The sequence below is a fragment of the Frankia casuarinae genome (genome assembly GCF_000013345.1).
GTDB lineage: Bacteria > Actinomycetota > Actinomycetes > Frankiales > Frankiaceae > Frankia > Frankia casuarinae.
Map to the genome: position 1 here is coordinate 4,315,009 of NC_007777.1, position 21,913 is coordinate 4,336,921.

The window sequence follows — 21,913 nt, forward strand, 5'->3', positions numbered from 1 at the left end:
GTGCAGGCCAGGCGCATGCAGGTCAGGGACACGCAGGTCAGGGACGGAGCCGGTACTCCGGGCCCGGCTCCCGACTCATCAGATCCTTGACGGCCTCCATCGGGGGAAGACCCTCATAGAGGACCCGTTCGACCTGGCGGGTGATCGGCATGGCGACGCCCAGGTCATCGGCCATGGCGAGCAGGGGGCGGCAGGAGCGCACCCCCTCGGCGACCTGCTGCTGTTCGGCCTCCACCTGCGCGAGCGTGAGGCCACGCCCGAGTTTCTCGCCGAAGGTGCGGTTGCGCGAGAGCGGGGAGCCGCAGGTCGCCACGAGATCCCCCAGTCCCGCCAGTCCCGCGAATGTCATCGGATCGGCACCCAGCGCGACCCCGAGTCGGAGGGTCTCGGCCAGGCCGCGCGTCATCAACGAGGCGAGGCTGTTGGTGCCGAAGCCCATTCCCTCCAGCATGCCGGCAGCCAGTGCGATGACGTTCTTGATCGCTCCGCCCAGCTCGCAGCCGATCACGTCGGTGTTGGTGTAGGGGCGGAAATAGGGCGTCCAGCACGCCGCCTGGACGGCCTCCGCCGTGCTCGTCGAGGTACTGGCGACCACAGTCGCCGCCGGCTGCTCGGCGGCGATCTCGGGCGCCAGATTCGGACCGCTCACCACCGCGATCCGGTCCGGCGACACGCCTGTGACCTGCGTGATGACCTCGCTCATCCGCAACTGGCTGCCCACCTCCACCCCCTTCATCAGGCTGACGTAGACGGCGTCGGGCCCAATCAGGGGCGCCCATCCGGCGAGGACGGAGCGCAGCGCCTGAGACGGTACGGCCAGCACCACGAACTCCGCGCCGGCCAGCGCCTCCCCCGCGTCGGACATCGCGCGCACCCGGTCCGGCAGCTGGATCGCCGGCAGATAGCGCGGATTGACCTGGCGGGTGTTGACCGCCCGGACGATCTCAGGGTCACGGGCGACCAGGTTGACCCGTGCTCCGGCATCCGCGAGGACCTTCGCGAACACACTTCCCCAGGACCCGGCCGTAAGCACCGCGGCCCGTCTCACCTGGTTCCCCAGGAAACGTCCGGCCGAGCGGGGGGAGTGATCGCGACCCCGACGATGGGTACGAGGAAGGCGCCACCGATCGAGGCGTTTTCTACCTTGTGGCGGGAATCGACAATAATTGTGCCCTCCGGATGGATCGCGTGCCTGGTATCGACGCCCGGCCGGCTGGACACCTCGCATCGCGCCGCGTCCGCCGCGTCCTCACTCTGACCGTAGACGCCGATCTGGCGGGTACCACGCAGGATGCGCCGCATGCCGGGGACGCGCCACGGCTCCGGCGTTCAGCCCGCGCACGCAGGACCCGGCGCACCGCGGGGTCGGCATGGCCTATGGTCGCCTTCGTGTGGCTCCCACGAAACGGAGTGTCCTGGACGGTCGTGCTGCCGCTGAAGAACCTCACCCGGGCGAAGACCCGGCTGGACCGCCCCGACCGGAGCCGGCTGGCCCTTGCGATGGCCTTGGACACGGTGATGGCGGTACTTGAGTCCGAGACCGATCTGGTCGGCGCCGTGATGATCGTAACGAACGATCGGACGGCCGACCACGCCCTGTCGACTCTCCTCAATTCCCACTATATTGGCGCAGATCAACCGAATCTTTCCCCGGCTGCGAGGAGTGCTCGGCTCGTCGTGATTCCGGACGAACCCGACCGAGGTCTCAATCCCGCTCTGGTGCACGGCGCCGCGCTGGCCTCGGCCCGCTGGCCCACCCGTGCGGTGGCTGCCCTCTCCGCCGACCTTCCCGCGCTGCGCCCCCCCGAGCTGCATCAGGCGCTGTCCGAGGCGAGCCAGCACCGTCGAGCGGTTCTCGCCGACGCGACCGGAACGGGAACCGTTCTGCTGACCGCGTCGGCCGGCGCCACCCTGCAGCCCGCATTCGGACCACACAGTCACGCCACGCACCGTCGCTCCGGAGCGGTGGATCTGACGGGAACCCTCGGTGGCTCGGTACCGGGACTGCGACGTGACGTCGACACGCTGGCGGATCTGGCGCAGGCCCGGGACCTGGGGGTAGGCCGGGCCACCAGGGCGGCGCTGACCGCCGGGTATCACTCCCCGCTCGTGGCGGAGGACTCCGGCGGATCCGGCGGCGAATCGGGCACCTCGGCGGAGTCAGGGCTGTCCGTACCACCGGGGATCGTAGGCGGAACCCAGCGCCGGATCGTGAGCGACGCGAGCGGACCAGGTCGGGCGAAGAAGTATCCCTGACCCAGCTCGCAACCCAGCTCCTCGAGCTCGGCGATCTGTCCTTCCCGCTCGATGCCCTCGGCCACGACGACGGCACCGAGGGCGTGCGCGAGACTGATCATCGATCGACGCATCGTCGCCACCCGGTGTCCGTCCCTGGGCGGTGGTTCGAGCAGCGTCCGATCGAGCTTCACGACGTCCACCGGCAGTTGATGGAGGGCGGCCAATGTGCTGTGGCCGGCACCGACATCGTCGAGCGCGACCGCCACCCCCAGCGCACGAACCTCGTTCAACACCTCGCGTGCGCCGCGCAGATCGTCAATCCGGCTCGTTTCGGTGATCTCGACCACCAGCCTGCCCGGGTCGAACCGACTGGCCGCCAGCGCCTGGGCGACGCTGTCGAGCAGCGTGGTGTCGGCGATCCTGCTGGCTGAGACGTTCACGTGCAGCCGCAGTGCCGAGGCCGGGTACGCCACGGCGACCTCCGCGCAGGCCTGGGTGAGGACCATGTCGTCGAGGGCGCCGACGATGCCGCCGTCCTCCGCGGCCGCGACAAAGGTGCCCGGTGGCACCGGTCCACGCCCCGGCTCCGTCCATCGGGCGAGGGCCTCCAGGGCGACCGGACTGCGATCGCGCAGCCGCACGATGGGCTGGTAGTGCACGTCGAAGCCGGCCGACCGTCCTCCCCTGCGCAGGGCGGTGGCCAAGGCGTCGGCGAGGTGCGTGCCGGCGCTGGGCGGGCACAGTCCGGGCCGGTAGACCACCAGACGGTTCTTTCCCGTTCGTTTTGCCGTGTGGACGGCCGTGTCGGCCCGCCGGAGCAGCGCCTCGGTGGTCTCCTGGGTCCGGCACGCGACGACCAGCCCCACACTCCCGCGGACCGGCCAGAGGTGACCGGCGGCCTGCGCCGGCTGGCGCAGCGCGGCCAGGACCCGTTCGGCGACGGTCTCGGGCAGTTCCCGCCCACCGTCCAACAGCACGGCGAACTCGTCGGAGCCGAGCCTCGCCACGGTGTCCGACGTGCCTACGCAGTGTCGTAGCCGTTGCCCGACCGCGCGCAGCAGATGATCACCTGCGGCGTGCCCGAGGCTGTCGTTGACGACCCGGAAGTCGTCGAGGTCGCAGTACAGGACGGCCACGTCACGGCCGTCGTGGCGGCTCGCGGCGAGGGCGTCGGTGAGCCGCTGGTGGAACAGGGTGCGGTTGGCCAGCTCGGTCAACGGGTCATGGGATGTCCAGTGCCGCACCTCGTGCTCGGCCTCGCCGACCCGGCTCGCCAACCGCTGACTCACCCGCAGGGTCGTCAGCTGCCGGACGAGGACGGTGAGGACGAGCGTCGCACCCCCGATAATCTCGACCGGATCGAGAATGACTCCGCCGTGGGCCCGCCCCAGCAGAAGCGCCGCGACCACGGCCGCGGCGACATAGGGGACCGCCGGCCACAGCCATCCGAGCAGTTCGCCGTGAACGGGCCACCGGCGAGACCGGCGGCCGTCCTCCCAGCCGTTCTCCCGGCCGTCCCCCCGGCCGGCACGCGATGCCGCAAGGACGATCAACAGGGCACCGGCGACCGAGCAGGAACCCGTCATCGTGGGATCCCTGCCGTCGAGCTGAACGATCCATACGCCGGCGACCGCGAGGCACACCAGTCCGGTTCCGGCGATCGCGACGGCGGGCAGGTCCACCGGTTGCCGGAAGCCTGCCACGTGCAGGAATGCGATGATCAATAGCAGCACGACGATCGGATGCGCAACCGCGAGGAGATGCTCCACCGGCTGCGGCGGGCGGGAGGAGTCCACTTCGTCGATCCCGGCGAGCACCCCGGACCAGGCGAGCAGGAACAGGGAGTTGCCGAGTATGACCTCGTCGAACGCGGTGGCCGGACTGGCGCGCGGGTAGGCGGCGGCCACCCCCTCGCCGCCCGCCCCGGCGACGCGGGTGAGCCGCGAGGAACTCGGCGGCCAGCGGTGGGTGCCCCCGGCGAGGCCGGCCATCCCTGCCGGCGCCAGCACGCCCGCGCGCGGTCGTGATCGACGCGCCCGACCCGCGGGAACAGCCGCGAAGGCGGCGAGTGCGAGGACCGGCATGGCGAGTTGGCCGGCGTCGGTGAGATACCCGGCATCCGTCGCCGTCCGCCCTCCGACCGATGCCCCGTCCCAGCGGTGCAGCATCCATCCGGCCTGTCCAACCGTCCAGGTCGCCAGCGCGAAGGACAGCCACACCAACCAGCGGCCCCGTACTCGACCGAGACGGCGACCGGCCCGGGCACAACTCAGTGTCGCGGTCAGGCCCGCGGCGATCGCGGCGGCGTCGACGAGCATCCCTCGTCCCGCCCTCCTCCCCCTGTGCTGGCCGCCTGGGGCAGTCGGCCGCCTGGGGCAGAGGGATCCGACCGGACCACGGAAACGGCCCGCTACATCACGATAAGGTACAAACGAGCGCGACGGCGCTTCTCGGCACCGTAGCGCGTGATCGCTATATCACAAAGAGTAGGCGAATACTTCGCGTGCCGCGCGGTCTCTGCCAGTGTCCGGATCGGGGTCAGACCGGCGATGCGGGTCCCGCCCGGCCCCCGCTGCCAGAGATGCCACATCGATGCTGCCGAGTCCATCGGGGACTGGCACCATCTACAGGCATGAGCGAGCTGATGGCGACCCGTCCTGAACAGCCTCAGCGCAAGGCCCGCAGTGGCCTGCTCGAGCCCCTGGAGGCGCCGCGTCAGCCGGCGCCGTCCGACCTGCCCGCCGGCCGCTTCATCAACCGGGAGGCGTCCTGGCTCGACTTCAACGCCCGGGTCCTCGCGCTCGCCGAGGACGTGTCCACGCCCCTGCTGGAGCGCGCGAAGTTCCTAGCGATCTTCGCCAGCAACCTGGACGAGTTCTACATGGTCCGGGTCGCGGGGCTGATGCGACGCGAGGCGACGGGACTGGCCGTCCGCTCCGCCGACGGGCTGACCGCCCGGGAACAACTCGATCTCATCAGCACGATGACGGCCGAGGTCACCCGGCGGCATTCGCGATGCTTCACCGACGAGGTGGGGCCGTCGCTGGCCCATGCCGGGATCAGCATCCGGTTCTGGCCCCAGCTGACCGAGACCCAGCGTGATCAGCTGCACCACTACTTCCACGAACAGATCTTCCCGGTGCTCACTCCCCTCGCCGTCGATCCGGCGCACCCCTTCCCCTACATCAGCGGGCTGTCGCTCAATCTGGCCGTCCAGGTCCGTGACCCGGGCGGGGAGGTCGACCGCTTCGCCCGGGTGAAGGTGCCCCAGAACGTTCCTCGGCTGGTCCCCGTAGCGGTGGAGCCTACCGACACGGCCGGTGTCCCGGGGGGTCTGGCCCCCCAGGCGAGCGCATGCTTCGTCCCGCTGGAGGAAGTGATCGCTGCCCATCTCTCCCAGCTGTTCCCGGGCATGGAAGTGATCGACTCCCATCTGTTCCGGGTCACCCGCAACGCCGACCTCGAAGTCGAGGAGGACGAGGCGGAGGATCTGCTCCAGGCTCTGGAGCGCGAGCTCGCCCGGCGCCGGTTCGGTCCCGCCGTCCGCCTGGAAGTGGACGCCGACATCGATGATGATCTGCTCACCCTGCTGATGCGGGAGCTGGAGATCACCGAGCGCGAGGTACATCGGGTCGCCGGCCTGCTCGACCTGTCGACCCTGTGGGCTCTCTACGACCTCGACCGCCCGGAGCTGAAAGATACGCCGCGGGTCCCAATCACACATCGGCGGCTGACGACCGATGACGGCGAGACACCGGACTTCTTCAGCGTGCTCCGGGAGGGCGACATCCTCGTCCACCACCCGTACGACTCGTTCACCACGTCCGTTCAGCGGTTCATCGAGCAGGCGGCGGCCGATCCGCATGTTCTCGCCATCAAGCAGACGCTCTATCGCACGTCCGGGGACTCCCCCATCGTGGATGCCCTCATCGGCGCGGCCGAGGCGGGAAAGCAGGTCGTCGTCCTCGTCGAGATCAAGGCCCGGTTCGACGAGAGCGCCAACATCCGCTGGGCCCGCGAGCTGGAACGGGCCGGCTGCCACGTGGTCTACGGTCTCATCGGCCTGAAGACCCACTGCAAGACCTGCCTCGTGGTACGCCAGGAACGCGGCGGCCTGCGCCGCTACTGCCATGTGGGTACCGGCAACTACAACCCCAAGACCGCTCGGCTCTACGAGGACCTCGGGCTGCTGACCGCCGACCCGGGCGTGGGCGCGGATCTCACCGACCTGTTCAACGTCCTCACCGGCTACAGCCGACAGACGGAGTACCGCTCGCTGTTGGTCGCCCCGCAGCACATGCGGGACGGCATCCTGCAGCGGATCGAAGCCGAGGCCCAGGCTGCCCGGGGGGGCGGGGAGTCCGGGATCCGCATCAAGGTCAACAGCCTTGTCGACGAACAGGTGATCGACGCGCTGTATCACGCCTCCATCGCCGGGGTACCCGTGCACTGCCTGGTCCGCGGGATCTGCGCCCTACGTCCCGGAGTGCCGGGCCTGTCGGAGACGGTCCACGTGCGCTCGATCCTGGGGCGGTTCCTGGAGCACAGCCGGGTCCTCGAGTTCACCTCGTCTGGCGAGTTCTGGATCGGCAGCGCGGACATGATGCACCGCAATCTCGACCGCCGTATCGAGGCACTCGTGCGCGTCCCGCACCCGGACCGGCGAGACACCCTGCGGCAGATGCTCGACCATGCGTTCTCCGACGAGGTGTCCGCCTGGGTGCTGCAGTCCGACGGCCGCTGGGAACGACGCACGACCGGGCCGGACGACGTTCGCCTGTCGGACTACCAGCACGACCTGATGGCCGACGCCATGCGGCGCGGGCACCGGTAAGCCCGGCGCCCGCACCGATGGTCAGTCGTTGCTCGCCGAGACGCTCGACTTGAACTCGGAGCCGGGCCGGAACTTCGGCACGACCGAGGCAGCGACGTGCACGGGCTCACCCGTCGCCGGGTTACGACCTGTGCGGGCGGCCCGTTCCACCCGCTCGAACACGCCGAAGCCGGTGATGGTCACCTTCTCTCCGCTCGCGACGGCCTCCTGAATGGCGTCGAACACCGCGTCGACGGCCTTGGTGGCGTTCGACCGCCCGCCCTCGATCTGCTGGGCGATGCGGTCAACCAACTGGGACTTGTTCACAACAACCTCCGGACGCCCCCCGCGGGCGCGGGGTGGGGAGCAGATCGGGCATCACACTGCGCTGCACCGTAGGCATCTCCACTGTCGAGGGCAATTCCCGTGAGCGTGTCGCGTCACACAAACCCGCACGTCAACGGGTTCGCTCCGGTGGGCGACGGGATGCGTAGGGTCCGGGCGACATAGCCCGTTCGGCAGATTAATTACGTTCAGTAGCGAGAATTGCCTTCTGGTTTGGGCGCAATGTCACCCTTTGGTAGCCGGATGCCCCCGACATCGCTGATGCCACTCCGATGGGTAGCTACCCGGAAGCCGGCCGCGACAGTCGCTTCATCCCCACAGAGATGGGGAACGCCCCCCCGGCGCACCCGCCACCCATCCCACCTTCCTGAATGTGAGATCCGACACGCACCACCGTGAACCCCCGACCGAGACCGGATCCGACTCCGTCCCCGCGGATGGTGCGGTGCTCGGGAACCGGCGCATCCGGACGCCGGTGGCCGGGTGACAGCCCCGGGCGTTAGGCGGTGGTCGGCGACCAGGCGGGCCGACCGGCCTCGAAAGAGGTGATCATATCTTCGTGGCGAAGGGTCAGCCCGACGTCGTCGAGCCCCTCCATCAACCGCCAGCGGGTGAAGTCGTCGAGGTCGAAGGTGGCCACCAGCCCCGCGCCCCGGACCTCGCGCGCGACGAGATCGACAGTGATCTCGATCGTGGGATCGGCCTCGACCGCGGACGTGAGTGCCTCGACCGTCTCAGCCGACAGCTGCACCGGCAACAGGCCGTTGCCGAGGGCGTTGCCGCGGAAGATGTCCGCGAACCGGGGCGAGAGCACGGCACGGAACCCGTAGTCCTGCAGCGCCCAGACGGCGTGCTCCCGCGAGGAACCGGTGCCGAAGTCCGAGCCGGCCAGTAGGATCGACGCCGCGGCGTACGCTGGTTCGTTCAGCACGAAGCCGTCGTCGGCGCGCCACTGCGCGAACAGGCCGGCGCCAAATCCCGTCCGCTCGATCCGCTTGAGCCACTCACTTGGAATGATCTGATCGGTGTCGACGTCGCTGCGGCGCAGCGGCACCGCGCGCCCGGTGTGAATCGTGAACGCCTCCATCGCGGAAACGCTCCCCTCTCAAAGAAGTCGTGGATGAACGACGGTCGCCGTCGTGCGTGGACCGACGATCCACGCCGGGCGCGCTACAGATCCGCCGGAGCGGTCAGCCGACCGGTCACGGCGGTGGCCGCGGCGACCGCGGGCGAGACGAGATGGGTGCGCCCACCCGGCCCCTGCCGGCCCTCGAAGTTGCGGTTCGACGTCGAGGCACTGCGCTCGCCGGGCCGAAGCGTGTCGGGGTTCATGCCGAGGCACATCGAACAGCCGGCGCTGCGCCACTGCGCTCCCGCCGCTCGGAAGACCTCGTCGAGCCCCTCCGCCTCGGCCTGCGCCTTCACCGCCATGGAGCCGGGAACGATCAGGACCCGGACCCCCTCGCTCACCCGCCGGCCGCGCAGCACGTCGGCGGCGGCGCGCAGGTCACTCAGGCGCCCGTTGGTGCACGATCCGATGAACACCGTGTCGACGGTGACGTCGGACAACGGGGTGCCGGGGGTGAGGCCCATGTAGGTCAGCGCTCGTTCGACCGAGGCCCGCGCGGCCGCGTCCGGGTAGTCGGCGGGCGCGGGAACCAGCGATCCGAGCGGTGCGGCCTGGCCCGGGTTGGTTCCCCAGGTGACGTAGGGCGTGAGGCTCGCGGCATCGATCACGACCTCCCGGTCGAAGACCGCGTCGGAGTCGGAGGCGAGGGTGCGCCAGTAGGCCACCGCTTCCTCCCAGGCAGCACCGGTGGCGACACGCGGCCGCCCGGCGAGATACTCGAACGTGACGTCGTCGGGCGCAATCATCCCGGCGCGCGCGCCGGCCTCGATGGACATGTTGCAGACCGTCATCCGGCCCTCCATCGACAGGGCCCGGATCGCCGCACCGCGGTACTCGATGACGTGGCCGGCACCACCGCCGGTACCGATCCGCGCAATGATCGCCAGGATGAGATCCTTCGCGCTGACCCCGACGGGCAGGTCGCCCGCCACGGTGATCGCCATCGTCTTCGGCCTGCGCTGCGGCAGCGTCTGGGTCGCGAGGACGTGCTCGACCTGGCTGGTGCCGATCCCGAAGGCCAGCGCCCCGAACGCGCCATGGGTGGAGGTGTGGCTGTCACCGCAGACGATCGTCATGCCGGGCTGGGACAGCCCGAGCTGGGGGCCGACGACGTGCACGATGCCCTGGCCCGGGTCGTTCATCGGGTACAGCCGCACGCCGAACTCGGCGCAGTTCTTCCGCAGCGCCTCCACCTGGGCCGCCGAGATCGGATCGGCGATCGGCGCCAGCGTGTCGGTGGTGGGGACGTTGTGATCCTCGGTAGCGAGGGTCAGCTCCGGACGCCGCACGGGCCGCCCGGCCAGCCGCAGGGCCTCGAACGCCTGCGGCGAGGTGACCTCGTGAACCAGGTGCAGATCGATGTACAGCAGATCCGGTTCACCGTCGGCGCGCCGCACCACGTGGGCGTCCCAGACCTTTTCCGCAAGTGTGCGCCCCATGGGCAACCCATTCTCCCCTCTTCTGGCGTGGTGATGAGTTTCCCTCTCCCACAGCTTGTTGTCTCATGATGTGGGATGACAGTATCAATGTGTGAAACAGCTTAGCGGAGTCGGAGTCCTGGACAAAGCAGCCCTCGTGCTGACCGCCGTCGAGGCGGGACCGGCGTCACTGGCTGATCTGGTGGCCCGAACCGGGCTCACCCGCGCGACGGCGCATCGGCTGGCACAGGCTCTCGAGGTCCACCGCCTGCTCGGCCGGACCGCCGACGGCCGCTTCGTCTCCGGGCCGCGGCTCGCCGCGGGGACCCCGACCCCCTTGCCGTGGGACCTGCTGGATCGGGCCGGCCGGGTTCTCGCCGAGCTTCGTGAGGTGACCGGAGAAAGTGCCCAGCTCTATGTGCGGCGCGGGGCCCTGCGCCACTGCGTCGCCGCCTCCGAACGCGCCAGCGGCCTGCGCGACACCGTGCCCGTCGGCGCCGCACTCCCGATGACCGCGGGGTCCGGTGCTCAGGTCCTCCTCGCCTTCGCGGCGCATCCCGAGCCGGAACTGCTCGCCGGAGCCCTGTTCGACGAAGCTGTCCTCCGCCGGGTGCGCGATCGTGGCTGGGCGGAGAGCATCGGGGAACGCGAGAGGGGGTTGGCGTCCGTGTCCGCCCCGGTGCACGATGGCACGGGAACGGTGATCGCGGCAGTGTCCCTGTCGGGACCGGTGGAGCGGCTCACCCGGTCGCCGGGGCGCCGGCACCGCGCGGCGGTCCTCGCCGCGGCGGCCCGGCTCTCGACACCGGCCGTCGGCTGACACACCACTCGTCTATATCCACTCGCCTGCATCCACCCGCCACCAACCGCCGGCCACCGGACGTCGGCCACCAACCGGTGGACCACCGCAACTTTTCCCCGGCCACAAAACACGCGACCGGACCTTTTCGTCGGCCGTTCTTGCCATTCGCCATTTTGAATCCCCCATTCGGACCCCACGCCCGCGACTGCCCGGGCTACATCTGCCGGTGGCGGGCGGCGGCTCCACCGCGCAGGGGTATCCCCCGCCGCGCGGCTTCGCCGCCCTACGTCGTAGCCTGTTCGAGTCGTCCGTCTCGGATGATCGGAACAGTAGGCCGGATGACCCATGCGGGTATTGGCATCTAGTGCAAGCGATACAGCTCGCCCGCGCACTGGTGCGCTCGTCCGGATGACGCTGCGGGCTCCGCCCACGGGCCGCCGCCGCCCGCAGCGGCGCCGTCGTAGGTTCGGCCGCCCCGGGCGGCGCCAAAGAAGGGGACAACGCGCGGTGCGCAAACTGGGTTCGCGGTACGTGCTGCACGAGATACTCGGGCAGGGTACGACCGGCCAGGTCTGGCGGGGCGCCGCCGTCTCGGACGGTGCTCCCGTGGCCATCAAGGTGCTGCGCCCCGAGCTCGCCGACGATCCCGAGATCGTGGAGCGCTTCCTGCGTGAATGGGACCTTCTGATCGACCTCGACAGCCCGGATCTCGTCGCCGTACGCGATCTGGTGAACGAACCCGACGTGCTCGCCATAGTCATGGATCTGGTTGACGGTCCCGACCTGCGGACCCATCTGCGCGAGTTCGGGCCTCGACCGGTGGAGGAGGCGGTCCGGCTCGTCGTCGGCACCCTGTGGGCGCTCGACAGCGTGCACGCCGCCGGCGTCGTCCACCGGGACGTCAAACCCGAGAACATACTCATCGACACTTCCGATCCGGCTCATCCGATCGTGCGCCTGACCGACTTCGGGATCGCCCAGATGATCAATGGTTCGTCCCGGACCAGCGTCACCGGGCCGATCGGGACCCCGCTCTACATGGCTCCCGAGCTGAGCACGGGCGCGCCACCCACCCCGGCAGCGGACGTGTACTCGGCGGGAGTCGTGCTGTACGAGCTTCTCGCGGGTTCGCCGCCGTTCGACTCCCCCAACCCGGCCGAGCTCCTGCAGGCGCACCGCGAAAAACAGCCCCAGCCCATCCAGGGTGTGCCGGCGCCGGTGTGGGGTGTGCTGGCCGGAATGCTCGCCAAGTCCCCGAGGGGGCGGCCCGTGAGCGCCGCCGACGCGGCCGAGGACCTGGTCGAGGCGCTCGAGGCCAGCCGTTGGGGGGGCGGCTACGCGTCCAGGCCAGGCAGCCATGCCGAGCATGACAACCGAATCCAGCTCTCCGCACTCGCCGGCGCGTCCGCGGCCCGAAGCGCGGATCATTCCCCCGCCACGGGAACGCAGCGCGTGGTGCGCTCCGCCGCCGTGGCCGCGGCGGGGGGCGCGGGATGCGTGGTCGGGGCGGGCGGCGCGGTCGGCGCAGCCGCCTGGTCCGACCTGGAGCACACGCAGATCGCGGGCAGTCCGCTGACCACCACCACGCAGGCCGGTGGCACGCAGGCCGGTGGACGGGAGGGCGGCGTCGAGCGCACCCGGATGGCCCCGGCCACCGGCGGCCGGGGAGGGTGGGACGGTGACGCCCCGACCGGCATGCAGCCGGCGCTGCGGGTCCCGGCCCGCTCCGACGCCCCGGCCGCGGACACGAACACAGTCATGTCGGCGATCCCGGCGAACCACCAACCCGGCCCCCCGATCGGTGGGGCCGCGGCCGCCTCGCGGGCGGCTGCCGACCGGCGGCGGCGTAGCCGGATCGCGGCGGGTGCGGGCCTTGTCGTCGCCCTCGTCGCCGGTGCCGGCGGCTGGGCGCTCGCCTCCAGCGGGGGCACCGGCGCGGAACTGAGCGCGGACGGTCCCGGCGGGGTGTCCGCTGCGGCGGCCTCGGGCGGTTCCGGCTTCGGAACCAGCGGAGCCGCTCCGGGCGTGGCCGTTGGGGTCAACCCGACGAGCCTCTCCGGGGGCGGGGCGACCCCGCGGCCCAGCGCGAAGGGATCTCCCTCTCCCGGCGCCGGCACGGCGCCTGCGGCCAGCCCCACGGGGGCCACGCCGACGAACAGCCCGACGGCGCGGAGCAGCCCGTCCCCGTCACCCACCGACGACGGCACGGCGACCGTTCCCAACACCGAGGGCAGCTCGTTCACCACGGCGGAGAACACCCTGAAATCGGCGGGCTTCACGAACCTCAGTAAGGCCTTCGGGTGCTACGGCGCCGGTGCGGTCGACACCGTCGCGCACCAGTCCCCGAAGTCGGGGAAGATTGCCAAAACAGCCACGATTAACCTGCAGGTTGAGGATTGCGCGCAGGTACCCGGCGTCATCGGAATGACCGAGTCGGACGCCAAGTGGCAGCTCACCCTCGCCGGTTTCACCTCCACCGCGGTCAACGGGTCATGCAGCAACAGCGAGACCAGCAAGGTGTCGGCGTACTCCCCCACCGGACAGCGTCCACGCCATTCCACGACGGTGACGTTGACCCTGGCCTGCACCAAGCCCCCAGCGTCCGCCCCGGCCCCGACCCCCACATCGACATCGACATCGACGGCCAGGACCTGAACGCCTGACCATCGGGCCGCCGGCGGGGCAGGTCCCGGCGCCTTCCCGGCACGGGGATCAGCCCAGCGCGGGGATCAGCCCGGCGCGGGGAACGGTCTTCCCGCCCCGCTCAGCCGAAACGGTCCATGGGCAACGAGCGGATGTCGTCCCGGGAACCAGCGAGTGGCCCGCCGGTAAGCCGTGGCTTACCCGGCTCCTCGTCAACCCGGATACTGCGCGGCAGGGGCATCGGAACCGGCAGTTCCGCCTCAGGCTCCGGCGCGAGCGCCGCCAGGCTGGTCGCCGCCCACAGGTCCACCTCGACGATGATCTCGCCGTTCTCCGAGGACATCCGCAGCCGTCCCCCGTGTACCTCGACGAGGCGTCGCACGACATAGAGCCCCATGCCGGCCCCGTCCGTGGGGCGGGTCGCCGTGCTGTCCCGCTGGGTGAACGGTTCGAAGAGCTGGCGGATGGTGTCGGGGTCGAGATCGGGCCCGGGATTGCGGACGCGCAGGACGACCTCGTCGCCCACCCGGCCGGCGATGAGCCGTACCGGCGCTCCCGGCCAGGAGTGCACCAGCGCGTTGTCGACGAGGTTCGCGACCACCTGGATGAGGGCCTGCCGGGCCATCCGCACCGGCAGCTCTGGCGGAAGATCCACCGTCACGCTGCTTGGCGACCCGGCGTACGAGAGCGTGGCGAGCACGTGCCGGACGACCTCCGGCAGATCGGCGATGGTGGTCTCGTCCGTGCCGGTGGCCGTGGCGGCCGTGAGCATGTTCTCCAGCAGGCGGGAGAGGCGATCGGAGTAGTTCACCGCCGCATCGAGCAGATCGTCGAGCTGGGTGTCCGAGAGCCGGTCGCGACGGCGCTTGATGGTCAGCAGGTTTCCGCGGATACCGGTCAGTGGCGTGCGGAACTCGTGCGACACCGTCGCAACCAGGTCGCTGCGGATCCTGTCGGTCTCCTCCAACCGGGCCATCAGGCTCTGCTGACCCTCGTAGAGCTGCTGCCGGTAGTGCTCCACCCGGCGGCGGGACTGCTCGTTGTAGTGCCAGAAGACCATCTGTGCGCAGGCAAGGGCGAAGATGAAGCCGGCGTGCAGGCCGGCCACCAGCCAGGCGTTGTCCAGCAACTCCCCGTCGGCCGAGATGATGTTGCCGATCGTCAGATTGGCGACGAACACGAAGGCGATCGCCAGCAGGTAGACGGTCCACTCCTCGTAGAGCGCGATCAATGCGACGACCACGAAGAAGTGAAAGTACATCGGGGTGAGGCCGCCCGAGAGATGGACGAGGACGACCGAACAGCACAACAGCCCGAGGCTGGCGGCCAGGGCACGGACCCGACGGCGGCCGGGCACCACCGCGGAGGCGAACAGCAGCGCCGGCAGACTGGCCGCCAGAAAGCCGTGCACGAGGCTCAGGTCGCGCCAGATCGCGTAACAGACGATGACCGGCGGGTGCATCGCCAGCACCAGGCACATCAACGTGTGACGGGCTGTCCAGTCCTCGATGGGCAGACCGCGGCCCTGGGGAAGCAGCGAGGTGATGCGCCGGGCAACTCCCGGCAGGACGTCCACCTGCTCCGGTGCCGATCCCGGCGGACGCAGCCGACCAGCATGGCGGGCGGCGCGCCCCACATGCGCACTACCATGCCGACGCCGTGCGCGTTCGGGTGTCGATGGACTGACGGTGGACATCCGCGCAAGTTTGTACCGATCCGGTGCTGGAGCACCATGGTTGTCAAGGGTGGTGTCGCATGGCGACAGTGCCCAGGTTTGACTAGGCCATCTGCACCACCTGGTACCGGGCTCAACGGAGCATGGCGCGGACCTCGCTCTCCCCGCCAGGCTGTGGTCCGCGGGGTGGCCCCGAGACGGCCCCCCATGGAGGAGGACACCGTGCCCTCAGTGGCCCTGACAGCCTCGACCGCTTCCGCGATCGCCCCGTCGACCGCGGGTCGGATCGGCCCGCCGCAGCCGGGTGCCACCGACGATCCCGCGCTGACCGCCGTCATGGCCCGAGCCGCGCGCCCCCAGCTGCGCCTGGTGGCCTCGACCCCGGACACCGAGATCGAAGTGGTCCACGGCCGCGGAGGCCCGGCGTCCTGCGGCTGCCGCGCGTGCACGATGGCCCGCCACCCCGCGGCCATGCTGCGGTTCGAGGTTGTGCGGTAGGCCCGGATCGCGCCCGACATGACGATGGCCCCCGGAGAGGAATCCGGGGGCCATCGATGGTCTTGGTGCGAGGGCGCATCTCTCACCCTCTGCGAAGAATCAAAGATAAAATCACTGTGTAGCCCCGACCGGATTCGAACCGGCGCTACCGCCTTGAGAGGGCGGCGTCCTGGGCCGCTAGACGACGGGGCCAAGACTCTGGTTCTTACTTACGCGCTTACGCGCGTATCACACCATACAGCCGTGTCACACTATACAGCATAGCGGCCAGTTTCAACCGAGCGGTAGATCTGGTGCAGCTGGGGTACCAGGACTCGAACCTAGACTAACGGAGCCAGAATCCGTTGGGCTGCCAATTACCCCATACCCCATGGGCCCTGTCCGGGCGCTGCCTACTGTACCTCATGCAGAGGGCACATCAGCGCGCCGGGGTGCCGATGTACGCCGGTCATCCCCGTCACGTCCCGTGGCTGGGGCATCGGGAACGACCGGCAGCCACCCGATCCACGGCCACCCGGCGGAGGATCGCACCGCGGGCGCTAGCGAGCCGTCACCGGGTTAGTGAGCGTCCCGATGCCCTCGACTGTCACCGCCACCGTCTGCCCCGGTGACATCGGCCCCACGCCCGCGGGCGTTCCGGTCAGCAGCACGTCGCCGGGTAGCAGCGTCATGGCCGACGACAGGTAGGCGATCAACGAGGGGACGTCGCGCAGCAGCAGGCCGGTTCGGGAGCTCTGGCGCAGTTCGCCGTCCAGGGTGGTGCGGATGGGCAGATCCGCCGGGTCGAGATCCGTCTCGATCCAGGGACCGAGGGGGCAGAAGGCGTCATGGCCCTTGGCCCGGGTCCACTGGCCGTCCGCCTTCTGCTGATCGCGAGCGGTCACGTCATTGGCGCAGGTGTAGCCGAGCACCACCTCGAAGGCCCGTTCCACCGGGACGTCACGGCACAGCCGGCCGATGACGATCGCCAGCTCGCCCTCGAAGTCGACCCGCTCGCTGTCCGACGGAAGGATGATCGGATCGCCCGGGCCGGCGACACTGGTGGAGGGCTTGAGGAAGAGGATCGGACGCTGCGGCGGGGTGTCACCGCCCATCTCCTGGACATGGTCGGCATAGTTCTTGCCCACGCAGAGCACCTTGCTCGGCAGCACGGGAGCGAGCAGCCGCACGTCGCCGAGCCCCCGGCGGACGCCGGTGAAGGAGAACGGACCGAACGGATGCGGGGTGATGCCGCGGATCACGGCCGTACCCGCCTCGATCGACCCCTCCACGACCCCGAACCCAGGCTCCGAACCATCGGTAAACCTCGCGATACGCACCCCCAAACCGTACCGAGCCCGCGGAAGGCGCTGACACGACCGGCCGGTGGGCGGCCCCGCCACGCCGCGGGTATGACTTGTATGACCGACATGACCACGGCCGGGGCCTGATCAGGTTCGCCAGAACGGTGACGAGTGACCGAGAATCAGGCCAGAATCCGCGCCTGGTCCACCGCCTGGTCCACCAGCGGATGGCGGCCACCCGGTCCCGCTGTCCTGTACTGACCAGAGCCGACGCGGACGGCCGACATCACCGCGGAGCTACCCGGCAAGCTACCCGGCAGAGGACCGGCAGAAGAAAGGAAAGGAAGACGGTGAGCGAGACCGACACCACCCCCGTCTACGACGTCGGCGCACCCGAGCCGAAGCCGATCGACGAGGAGCTGAGCGTCAAACTGGGCCACCTGGCCGAAGACGCGATCCTGCGGGGTAAACCCAACGGCGACGAGCGGTGCGACAACTGCCTGTACTACCTGGACACCGACAAGGACATCGCCTACTGCTGGCACCCGAAGCTGCGCGTTCTGGTCGGCGGCGACTGGTGGTGCCAGTGGTGGGAGGAGATCCCGCAGGACTGACCGCACGTAGCCGGCGGACCGGCCCGCGGCGGCGGGCTGCTCCGCGGGCGATACGCCGGGCCCCACCCCCGGGCGCGGCCCGCCCGGGGGTGGGGCCCGGCGTCAGGGCGCGACCGGGTCCGGGCTCTCCCCCTGCCGCCGCAGTCCGTAGTCGACAGCGTCCTCCAGGGCCGCCCAGGAGGCTGCGATGATGTTCTCGTCCACGCCGATCGTGTCCCAGCGCTCGCGGCCGTCGCTGGTTCCCAGCAGGACCCGGGTCACCGCGCCGGTCCCCTGCTTGCCGTCGAGGATCCGAACCTTGTAGTCCACCAGGTCCAGATCGGCCAACCCCGGATACGCCTTCTCCAGCGCGTTGCGCAGTGCCGTGTCGAGAGCGTTGACCGGTCCGTTCCCCTCCGCCGTCGCGACGTGGCGTTCGCCGTGCGAGGTGAGCTTCACCGTCGCCTCGCTGGCCACCTCGCCGCCCGGACGCTGCTCGACGATGACGCGCCAGGATTCGAGGGTGTAGAACCGCTGCCGGCCGGTCACCTCGTCGCGCAGCAGGAGTTCGAAGGAGGCCTCCGCGGCCTCGTAGACGTATCCGGCTGCCTCCCGCTCCTTGACCAGGTCCACCACCCGTCCGAGCGCCTCACGCTGGTTCGACAGGTCGAGGCCGAGCTCACGGCCCTTCAGTTCGATGGTCGCCCGACCGGCGAGTTCCGAGACCAGCATCCTCATGTCACTGCCCACGACCGCCGGGTCGATGTGCTGGTACAGGTCCGGATCGACCTTGACGGCACTGGCGTGCAGGCCGGCCTTGTGCGCGAAGGCGCTGGCCCCGACGTACGGCCGGTGCGGGTCGGGCACGGAGTTGGTGACCTCGTCGATCGCGTGAGAGACCCGGACGAGCTCACGCAGCCGCCCGGGCGGCAGCACGGCCCGGTCCAACTTGGTCTCCAGGCCCGCGATGACGCTCAGCAGGTTGGCGTTCCCGCACCGCTCGCCGTAGCCGTTTGCGGTGCCCTGCACGTGGGTGACGCCGGCCTCCACCGCCACCAGGGTGTTCGCGACCGCGCAGTCGGCGTCGTCGTGGCAGTGGATACCGAGCCGGGCGCCGGTTGCGGCGAGGACATCGGCGACGACCGCGCCGATCCGCGTCGGGAGCATGCCACCGTTCGTGTCGCACAGCACGACGACCTCGGCACCGGCCTCGGCCGCAACGGAGACGACCTCAAGAGCGTAGTCGGGATACACCCGATGGCCGTCGAAGAAGTGCTCGGCGTCAACGAACACCCGCTTTCCCTCCGCGCGCAGATGCGCGACGGTGTCCCGGATCATCGCGAGGTTCTCGGCCGGGGTGGTGCGCAGGGCACGTTCGACATGGCGCAGATCCGACTTGGCGACCAGGCAGACCACCGAGGTCCCCGCGTCCCGAAGCGCCGCCACCTGGGGGTCGTCCGCGGCGGCGCGGCCCGCCCGCCGGGTGGCCCCGAAGGCGGTCAGCACGGCGGTCGTCAGGTTCAGTTCGCCGCGCGCCCGGGTGAAGAACTCCGCGTCCTTCGGGTTCGATCCCGGCCAGCCGCCCTCGATGAAACCGACGCCGAGATCGTCCAGGTGACGGGCCACCGCGAGTTTGTCGCCGACCGAGAGCGACAGCCCCTCCTGCTGGGTACCGTCCCGCAATGTCGTGTCATAGACGTGCAGGGAATCGGGATCGTATGGCCGCACGGGGCGCCCCTCCGCAAGGATCTTGGGTCGTTCCGCCCCGGCCAAGCCGAGCGGTCCGGACAACCTCCGGCACGCCGAACCGAGCAGAGTTCGGGAACCTGGGGCCGCCACGCGCCCGGTCCCAGGGGTCAGCGACCGAAGCGCGCGACGGAGACGGGTTCGCCGCCGGGTGACAAGCCTACGATGTAACAGGCCCGACATGTGACGGGTGTGGCGTGCGCCATAGCGGAGGATCTCAGTCCCCCGCGAACCGACGTAGCCGGTCGACCTGCAGGATCGTGATGGTCTGACCTTCCGAGAGGATCCAGGTCCTCCGCTCGAACTCGCGCAACGCCTGGTTCACCGACTGGCGGGAACCGCCGAGCAGCGAGGCGATCTCGGTCTGTGTGAGGCCGAGTTCGATCACTGGACGCCCTGCCTCCCGCATCCGCAGCAGGAGCAACTTGGCCACGCGTCGCGGCAGATCGAGGAAGACGAGGTCGGCATTCGCTCCGGTGAGGCGTCGCACGTGCGCCACCAGTGCTCGGATGAGCTGCTCGGCGACGGCCGGTCGTTCCCGCACGAGTTCCCACACCGCGGTGCGGTCGAGAACCAGCGCGGTACTCGGTTCGAGCGCCTCGACGCCGGCGGACCGGGTCCCCCCTTCGACGATGTTGAGTTCTCCCAGGGTTTCCCGTGGCCCGACAATGTTCAAAACGTGATCACGGCCGTCATCGGCCTTCGTGAGCACCTTCAACCGTCCGGAGGCGACCACCAGAAGGGTGTCGGCGGGTTCGCCTTCCGTGAAGACAACCTGTCCACGCCGGAAACGTCGCGTGACGGCTCGTGTGGCGAGCCGCAACAGGTCCTCCTCCTGCAGTTCCTTCAGCAGCGTGGTCGCTCGGAGCAGGGCGACCGCCTCGTTGTCGTGCATGCGGTGACCGTAGCGCCGTCCGCCTGCCTCATGTTCCCCAACTACCCCGGACGACGGGATCGGATGCGGCGGCAGACCGCAAGCATTCCCGGCGTACGACACAGTCGACATCATACCGTAACATGATGACTACTCCAGCAACGTACCACGTCGCGCATGGAGAGGATTCCGGCTACGCCACCACCCGAGGTAACGATAAGGTGCCGAAAACCACCTCGCAGCATCGCGGCAGCCGCCTCGTCCAAGGACCACTCCGGATCCGCGAAGACGACATCGCGGGTGAGATGGTCACCCGCGATCTCGACATCCGGATCCTGAGCCGCGGCGATCGACCGCAGAACGTCCCGTTCGGTCAGGATCCCGTAGCCCTCGCTGTCCGCATCGTGGACGACCGCGGCACCGACCTTGCGCGCCGCCATCAGCCTCGCCGCCTGGCGAAGCGTGTGCCCCGGGCCGATCATGAGAACAAGGGAACTCATACCCTCCGAAACCCGCACGACGCCCTCCCGACGCTTGTGCATTCGTGAAAACTGCTACTCGCGACGGTAGGCCCTGCCTGCCGTGTTGACCAGAGCACACGATGCTTCGGCATGGGCATTATGTGAGCCCGGCCACGCGGGGCCGGGCTCACGGCCCTGGCCGGGACGCGGGGCAACGTGGAACGCCCGCGACGACGCCGGCCACGGCGTTATTGCTGGACGAACTCGTTCCACTCCTGGTATCGGTCCAGTTCCCCTCGGGTCGCGCGGTGGAAGATCTCCAGCAGCTCCCGGGTGACGGGGCCCGGCTTCCCGCTCCCGACCTGCCGGTCGTCCACCTCGACGATCGGCACGATCTCGGCCGCCGTGCCGGTGAAGAACGCCTCGTCAGCCAGATAGAGGTCGGTGCGCACGATGTGCTGCTCGATCACCTCGTACCCCTGGTCGGCGGCGATCCTCATGATCGAGGCGCGGGTGATGCCACCGAGCGGACCGTCCGTGAGGAGCGGAGTGATGACCTTGCGTCCGGAGACGATGAAGACGTTTTCCCCGGTGCCGTCGGCGATGTGGCCGTTGGGGCTGGTCAGAATTGCCTCGTCGTAACCGGCCTTGACCGCCGCGACCTTCGCCAGGGACGAGTTGAGGTACTGCCCGGACGCCTTGGCCGCCGGCGGCGTGATGTTCGGGTCGTTCCGCTTCCAGGAGGAGATCATCGCGCGGACGCCGTTCTCCTCCGCCTCCTCGCCAAGGTAGGCACCCCACGGCCACACCGCGATCATGACCTCGACAGGAGAGGGCAACGGATTGAGCCCCATCTCACCGTAACCGAGGTGGATCAGCGGCCGGATGTAGCAGGAGGCGATGTCGTTCACCGCGATGGTCTCCTTCGTCGCCGCGACGACCTGCTCCGGCGTGAAGGACGGCTCCATCACATAAATCTTGGCACTGCGGTAGAGACGGGCGATGTGGTCCGTCAGCCGGAACACGGCGGGCCCCTGGGCCGTCTCGTAGCAGCGGATGCCTTCGAACACACCCCACCCGTAGTGCAGGGTCGGGTTGAGCACGTGGATGCGGGCGTCGTCCCAGTCGACGAACTCTCCACTCATCCAGATCTTCGAGGTTGGGGTGATAGGCACGGCGACTCCAGGCCAAAGTGCGACGAAGCGAACAGGAGATGACGAATCCGCCGATCTTCGCCGTGGTGGGGCCCTGTCGGCTGCCGTCTTACCGGATCTACGGCTCCCGTAGAGAATAACCACGACGCACCTGGACCGGAAGGGCCCCGCGGCGATCAACCATCCGGCCTCCACCGGCGGCGTGGCGGGGTGACGAGAAGACCGGCGTGGCGGGGTGACG

At 69.7% G+C, this 21,913-nt stretch carries 17 protein-coding genes, 2 tRNA genes and 1 pseudogene; 6 read left to right on the forward strand and 14 right to left on the reverse strand.

The window, feature by feature from the left end:
- Positions 1-37 precede the first annotated feature (37 nt).
- Together FRANCCI3_RS18240 and FRANCCI3_RS18245 are read right to left on the reverse strand one after the other, a co-directional pair.
- Positions 38-1,048, reverse strand: a complete 1,011-nt coding sequence (locus tag FRANCCI3_RS18240) for an NAD(P)H-dependent glycerol-3-phosphate dehydrogenase (protein ID WP_011437990.1) — start codon at positions 1,046-1,048, stop codon at positions 38-40.
- On the reverse strand, positions 1,045-1,302 hold the full coding sequence (locus tag FRANCCI3_RS18245) for a hypothetical protein (RefSeq protein WP_011437991.1): 258 nt from the start codon (positions 1,300-1,302) through the stop codon (positions 1,045-1,047). Before FRANCCI3_RS18245 ends, FRANCCI3_RS18240 begins: the two co-directional genes overlap by 4 nt.
- A 75-nt stretch (positions 1,303-1,377) precedes the next feature.
- Between FRANCCI3_RS18245 and cofC the strand changes: the two genes are divergently transcribed.
- Entirely contained in the window at positions 1,378-2,256 is an 879-nt protein-coding gene (gene cofC, locus FRANCCI3_RS18250) for a 2-phospho-L-lactate guanylyltransferase (protein ID WP_011437992.1), read from the forward strand.
- A 35-nt stretch (positions 2,257-2,291) separates the two neighbouring features.
- Here cofC and FRANCCI3_RS18255 read toward each other — a convergent pair.
- Positions 2,292-4,556, reverse strand: a pseudogene (locus FRANCCI3_RS18255) (putative bifunctional diguanylate cyclase/phosphodiesterase); the annotation flags it as partial.
- A gap of 314 nt (positions 4,557-4,870) precedes the next feature.
- Between FRANCCI3_RS18255 and FRANCCI3_RS18260 the strand changes: the two are divergent.
- Positions 4,871-7,072 carry an RNA degradosome polyphosphate kinase gene (locus FRANCCI3_RS18260; protein WP_035731292.1) on the forward strand — a complete coding sequence of 734 codons (2,202 nt, stop codon included), beginning with the start codon at positions 4,871-4,873 and terminating at the stop codon, positions 7,070-7,072.
- Positions 7,073-7,093: 21 nt separating this feature from the next.
- Here the strand turns inward: FRANCCI3_RS18260 and FRANCCI3_RS18265 are convergent, their stop codons facing one another.
- The 3 genes from FRANCCI3_RS18265 to leuC all read right to left on the reverse strand — a co-directional run bounded on the left by FRANCCI3_RS18265 (position 7,094) and on the right by leuC (position 9,964).
- Positions 7,094-7,378: an HU family DNA-binding protein gene (locus tag FRANCCI3_RS18265; RefSeq protein ID WP_011437995.1), complete on the reverse strand. Its 285-nt coding sequence runs from the start codon at positions 7,376-7,378 to the stop codon at positions 7,094-7,096.
- Positions 7,379-7,895: 517 nt separating this feature from the next.
- Complete coding sequence (gene leuD / locus FRANCCI3_RS18270; RefSeq protein ID WP_011437996.1) at positions 7,896-8,483, reverse strand: 3-isopropylmalate dehydratase small subunit; 588 nt, start codon at positions 8,481-8,483, stop codon at positions 7,896-7,898.
- Positions 8,484-8,566: 83 nt separating this feature from the next.
- Entirely contained in the window at positions 8,567-9,964 is a 1,398-nt protein-coding gene (gene leuC / locus FRANCCI3_RS18275) for a 3-isopropylmalate dehydratase large subunit (RefSeq protein ID WP_011437997.1), read from the reverse strand.
- Between the two features lie 91 nt (positions 9,965-10,055).
- Between leuC and FRANCCI3_RS18280 the strand changes: the two genes are divergently transcribed.
- Together FRANCCI3_RS18280 and FRANCCI3_RS18285 are read left to right on the forward strand one after the other, a co-directional pair.
- Positions 10,056-10,763 (forward strand): IclR family transcriptional regulator, encoded by a 708-nt coding sequence (locus FRANCCI3_RS18280; RefSeq protein ID WP_011437998.1) that lies wholly within the window; start codon positions 10,056-10,058, stop codon positions 10,761-10,763.
- 489 nt (positions 10,764-11,252) lie between these two features.
- Positions 11,253-13,400, forward strand: coding sequence for a serine/threonine-protein kinase (locus FRANCCI3_RS18285; protein ID WP_011437999.1), 2,148 nt, complete (start codon positions 11,253-11,255; stop codon positions 13,398-13,400).
- Between the two features lie 109 nt (positions 13,401-13,509).
- Here FRANCCI3_RS18285 and FRANCCI3_RS18290 read toward each other — a convergent pair whose 3' ends face one another.
- Positions 13,510-15,084 carry a sensor histidine kinase gene (locus FRANCCI3_RS18290; protein ID WP_011438000.1) on the reverse strand — a complete coding sequence of 525 codons (1,575 nt, stop codon included), beginning with the start codon at positions 15,082-15,084 and terminating at the stop codon, positions 13,510-13,512.
- A gap of 201 nt (positions 15,085-15,285) precedes the next feature.
- Here FRANCCI3_RS18290 and FRANCCI3_RS18295 point away from each other — a divergent pair, with 201 nt between their 5' ends.
- Positions 15,286-15,561, forward strand: a complete 276-nt coding sequence (locus FRANCCI3_RS18295; RefSeq protein WP_023840241.1) for a hypothetical protein — start codon at positions 15,286-15,288, stop codon at positions 15,559-15,561.
- 119 nt (positions 15,562-15,680) lie between these two features.
- Here FRANCCI3_RS18295 and FRANCCI3_RS18300 read toward each other — a convergent pair.
- The 3 genes from FRANCCI3_RS18300 to FRANCCI3_RS18310 form a co-directional block, all read right to left on the reverse strand.
- Positions 15,681-15,753, reverse strand: a tRNA-Glu gene (locus FRANCCI3_RS18300).
- A 107-nt stretch (positions 15,754-15,860) separates the two neighbouring features.
- Positions 15,861-15,932, reverse strand: a tRNA-Gln gene (locus tag FRANCCI3_RS18305).
- A 168-nt stretch (positions 15,933-16,100) separates the two neighbouring features.
- Positions 16,101-16,880 (reverse strand): fumarylacetoacetate hydrolase family protein, encoded by a 780-nt coding sequence (locus FRANCCI3_RS18310; protein WP_035941105.1) that lies wholly within the window; start codon positions 16,878-16,880, stop codon positions 16,101-16,103.
- Between the two features lie 314 nt (positions 16,881-17,194).
- On the opposite strand from FRANCCI3_RS18310, the gene FRANCCI3_RS18315 reads away from it, so the two are divergent.
- Positions 17,195-17,458: a hypothetical protein gene (locus FRANCCI3_RS18315; protein WP_011438003.1), complete on the forward strand. Its 264-nt coding sequence runs from the start codon at positions 17,195-17,197 to the stop codon at positions 17,456-17,458.
- A 102-nt stretch (positions 17,459-17,560) separates the two neighbouring features.
- Here FRANCCI3_RS18315 and cimA read toward each other — a convergent pair whose 3' ends face one another.
- The 4 genes from cimA to ilvE all read right to left on the reverse strand — a co-directional run bounded on the left by cimA (position 17,561) and on the right by ilvE (position 21,693).
- Positions 17,561-19,165, reverse strand: a complete 1,605-nt coding sequence (gene cimA, locus FRANCCI3_RS18320) for a citramalate synthase (RefSeq protein ID WP_023840242.1) — start codon at positions 19,163-19,165, stop codon at positions 17,561-17,563.
- Positions 19,166-19,400: 235 nt separating this feature from the next.
- Positions 19,401-20,078, reverse strand: a complete 678-nt coding sequence (locus tag FRANCCI3_RS18325; RefSeq protein ID WP_035731281.1) for a Crp/Fnr family transcriptional regulator — start codon at positions 20,076-20,078, stop codon at positions 19,401-19,403.
- Between the two features lie 110 nt (positions 20,079-20,188).
- Positions 20,189-20,575, reverse strand: coding sequence for a CBS domain-containing protein (locus FRANCCI3_RS18330; RefSeq protein WP_023840243.1), 387 nt, complete (start codon positions 20,573-20,575; stop codon positions 20,189-20,191).
- A 191-nt stretch (positions 20,576-20,766) separates the two neighbouring features.
- Positions 20,767-21,693, reverse strand: coding sequence for a branched-chain-amino-acid transaminase (gene ilvE / locus FRANCCI3_RS18335; protein WP_011438007.1), 927 nt, complete (start codon positions 21,691-21,693; stop codon positions 20,767-20,769).
- Positions 21,694-21,913: the final 220 nt, after the last annotated feature.

What these genes read in the sequence shown, in the direction of transcription:
- FRANCCI3_RS18245 (WP_011437991.1), bottom strand. Translation starts at nt 1,302, where the DNA reads ATGCGGCGCATCCTGCGTGGTACCCGCCAGATCGGCGTCTACGGTCAG.
- cofC (WP_011437992.1), top strand. Translation starts at nt 1,378, where the DNA reads ATGGTCGCCTTCGTGTGGCTCCCACGAAACGGAGTGTCCTGGACGGTC.
- FRANCCI3_RS18260 (WP_035731292.1), top strand. Translation starts at nt 4,871, where the DNA reads ATGAGCGAGCTGATGGCGACCCGTCCTGAACAGCCTCAGCGCAAGGCC.
- leuD (WP_011437996.1), bottom strand. Translation starts at nt 8,483, where the DNA reads ATGGAGGCGTTCACGATTCACACCGGGCGCGCGGTGCCGCTGCGCCGC.
- leuC (WP_011437997.1), bottom strand. Translation starts at nt 9,964, where the DNA reads ATGGGGCGCACACTTGCGGAAAAGGTCTGGGACGCCCACGTGGTGCGG.
- FRANCCI3_RS18290 (WP_011438000.1), bottom strand. Translation starts at nt 15,084, where the DNA reads ATGTCCACCGTCAGTCCATCGACACCCGAACGCGCACGGCGTCGGCAT.
- FRANCCI3_RS18325 (WP_035731281.1), bottom strand. Translation starts at nt 20,078, where the DNA reads ATGCACGACAACGAGGCGGTCGCCCTGCTCCGAGCGACCACGCTGCTG.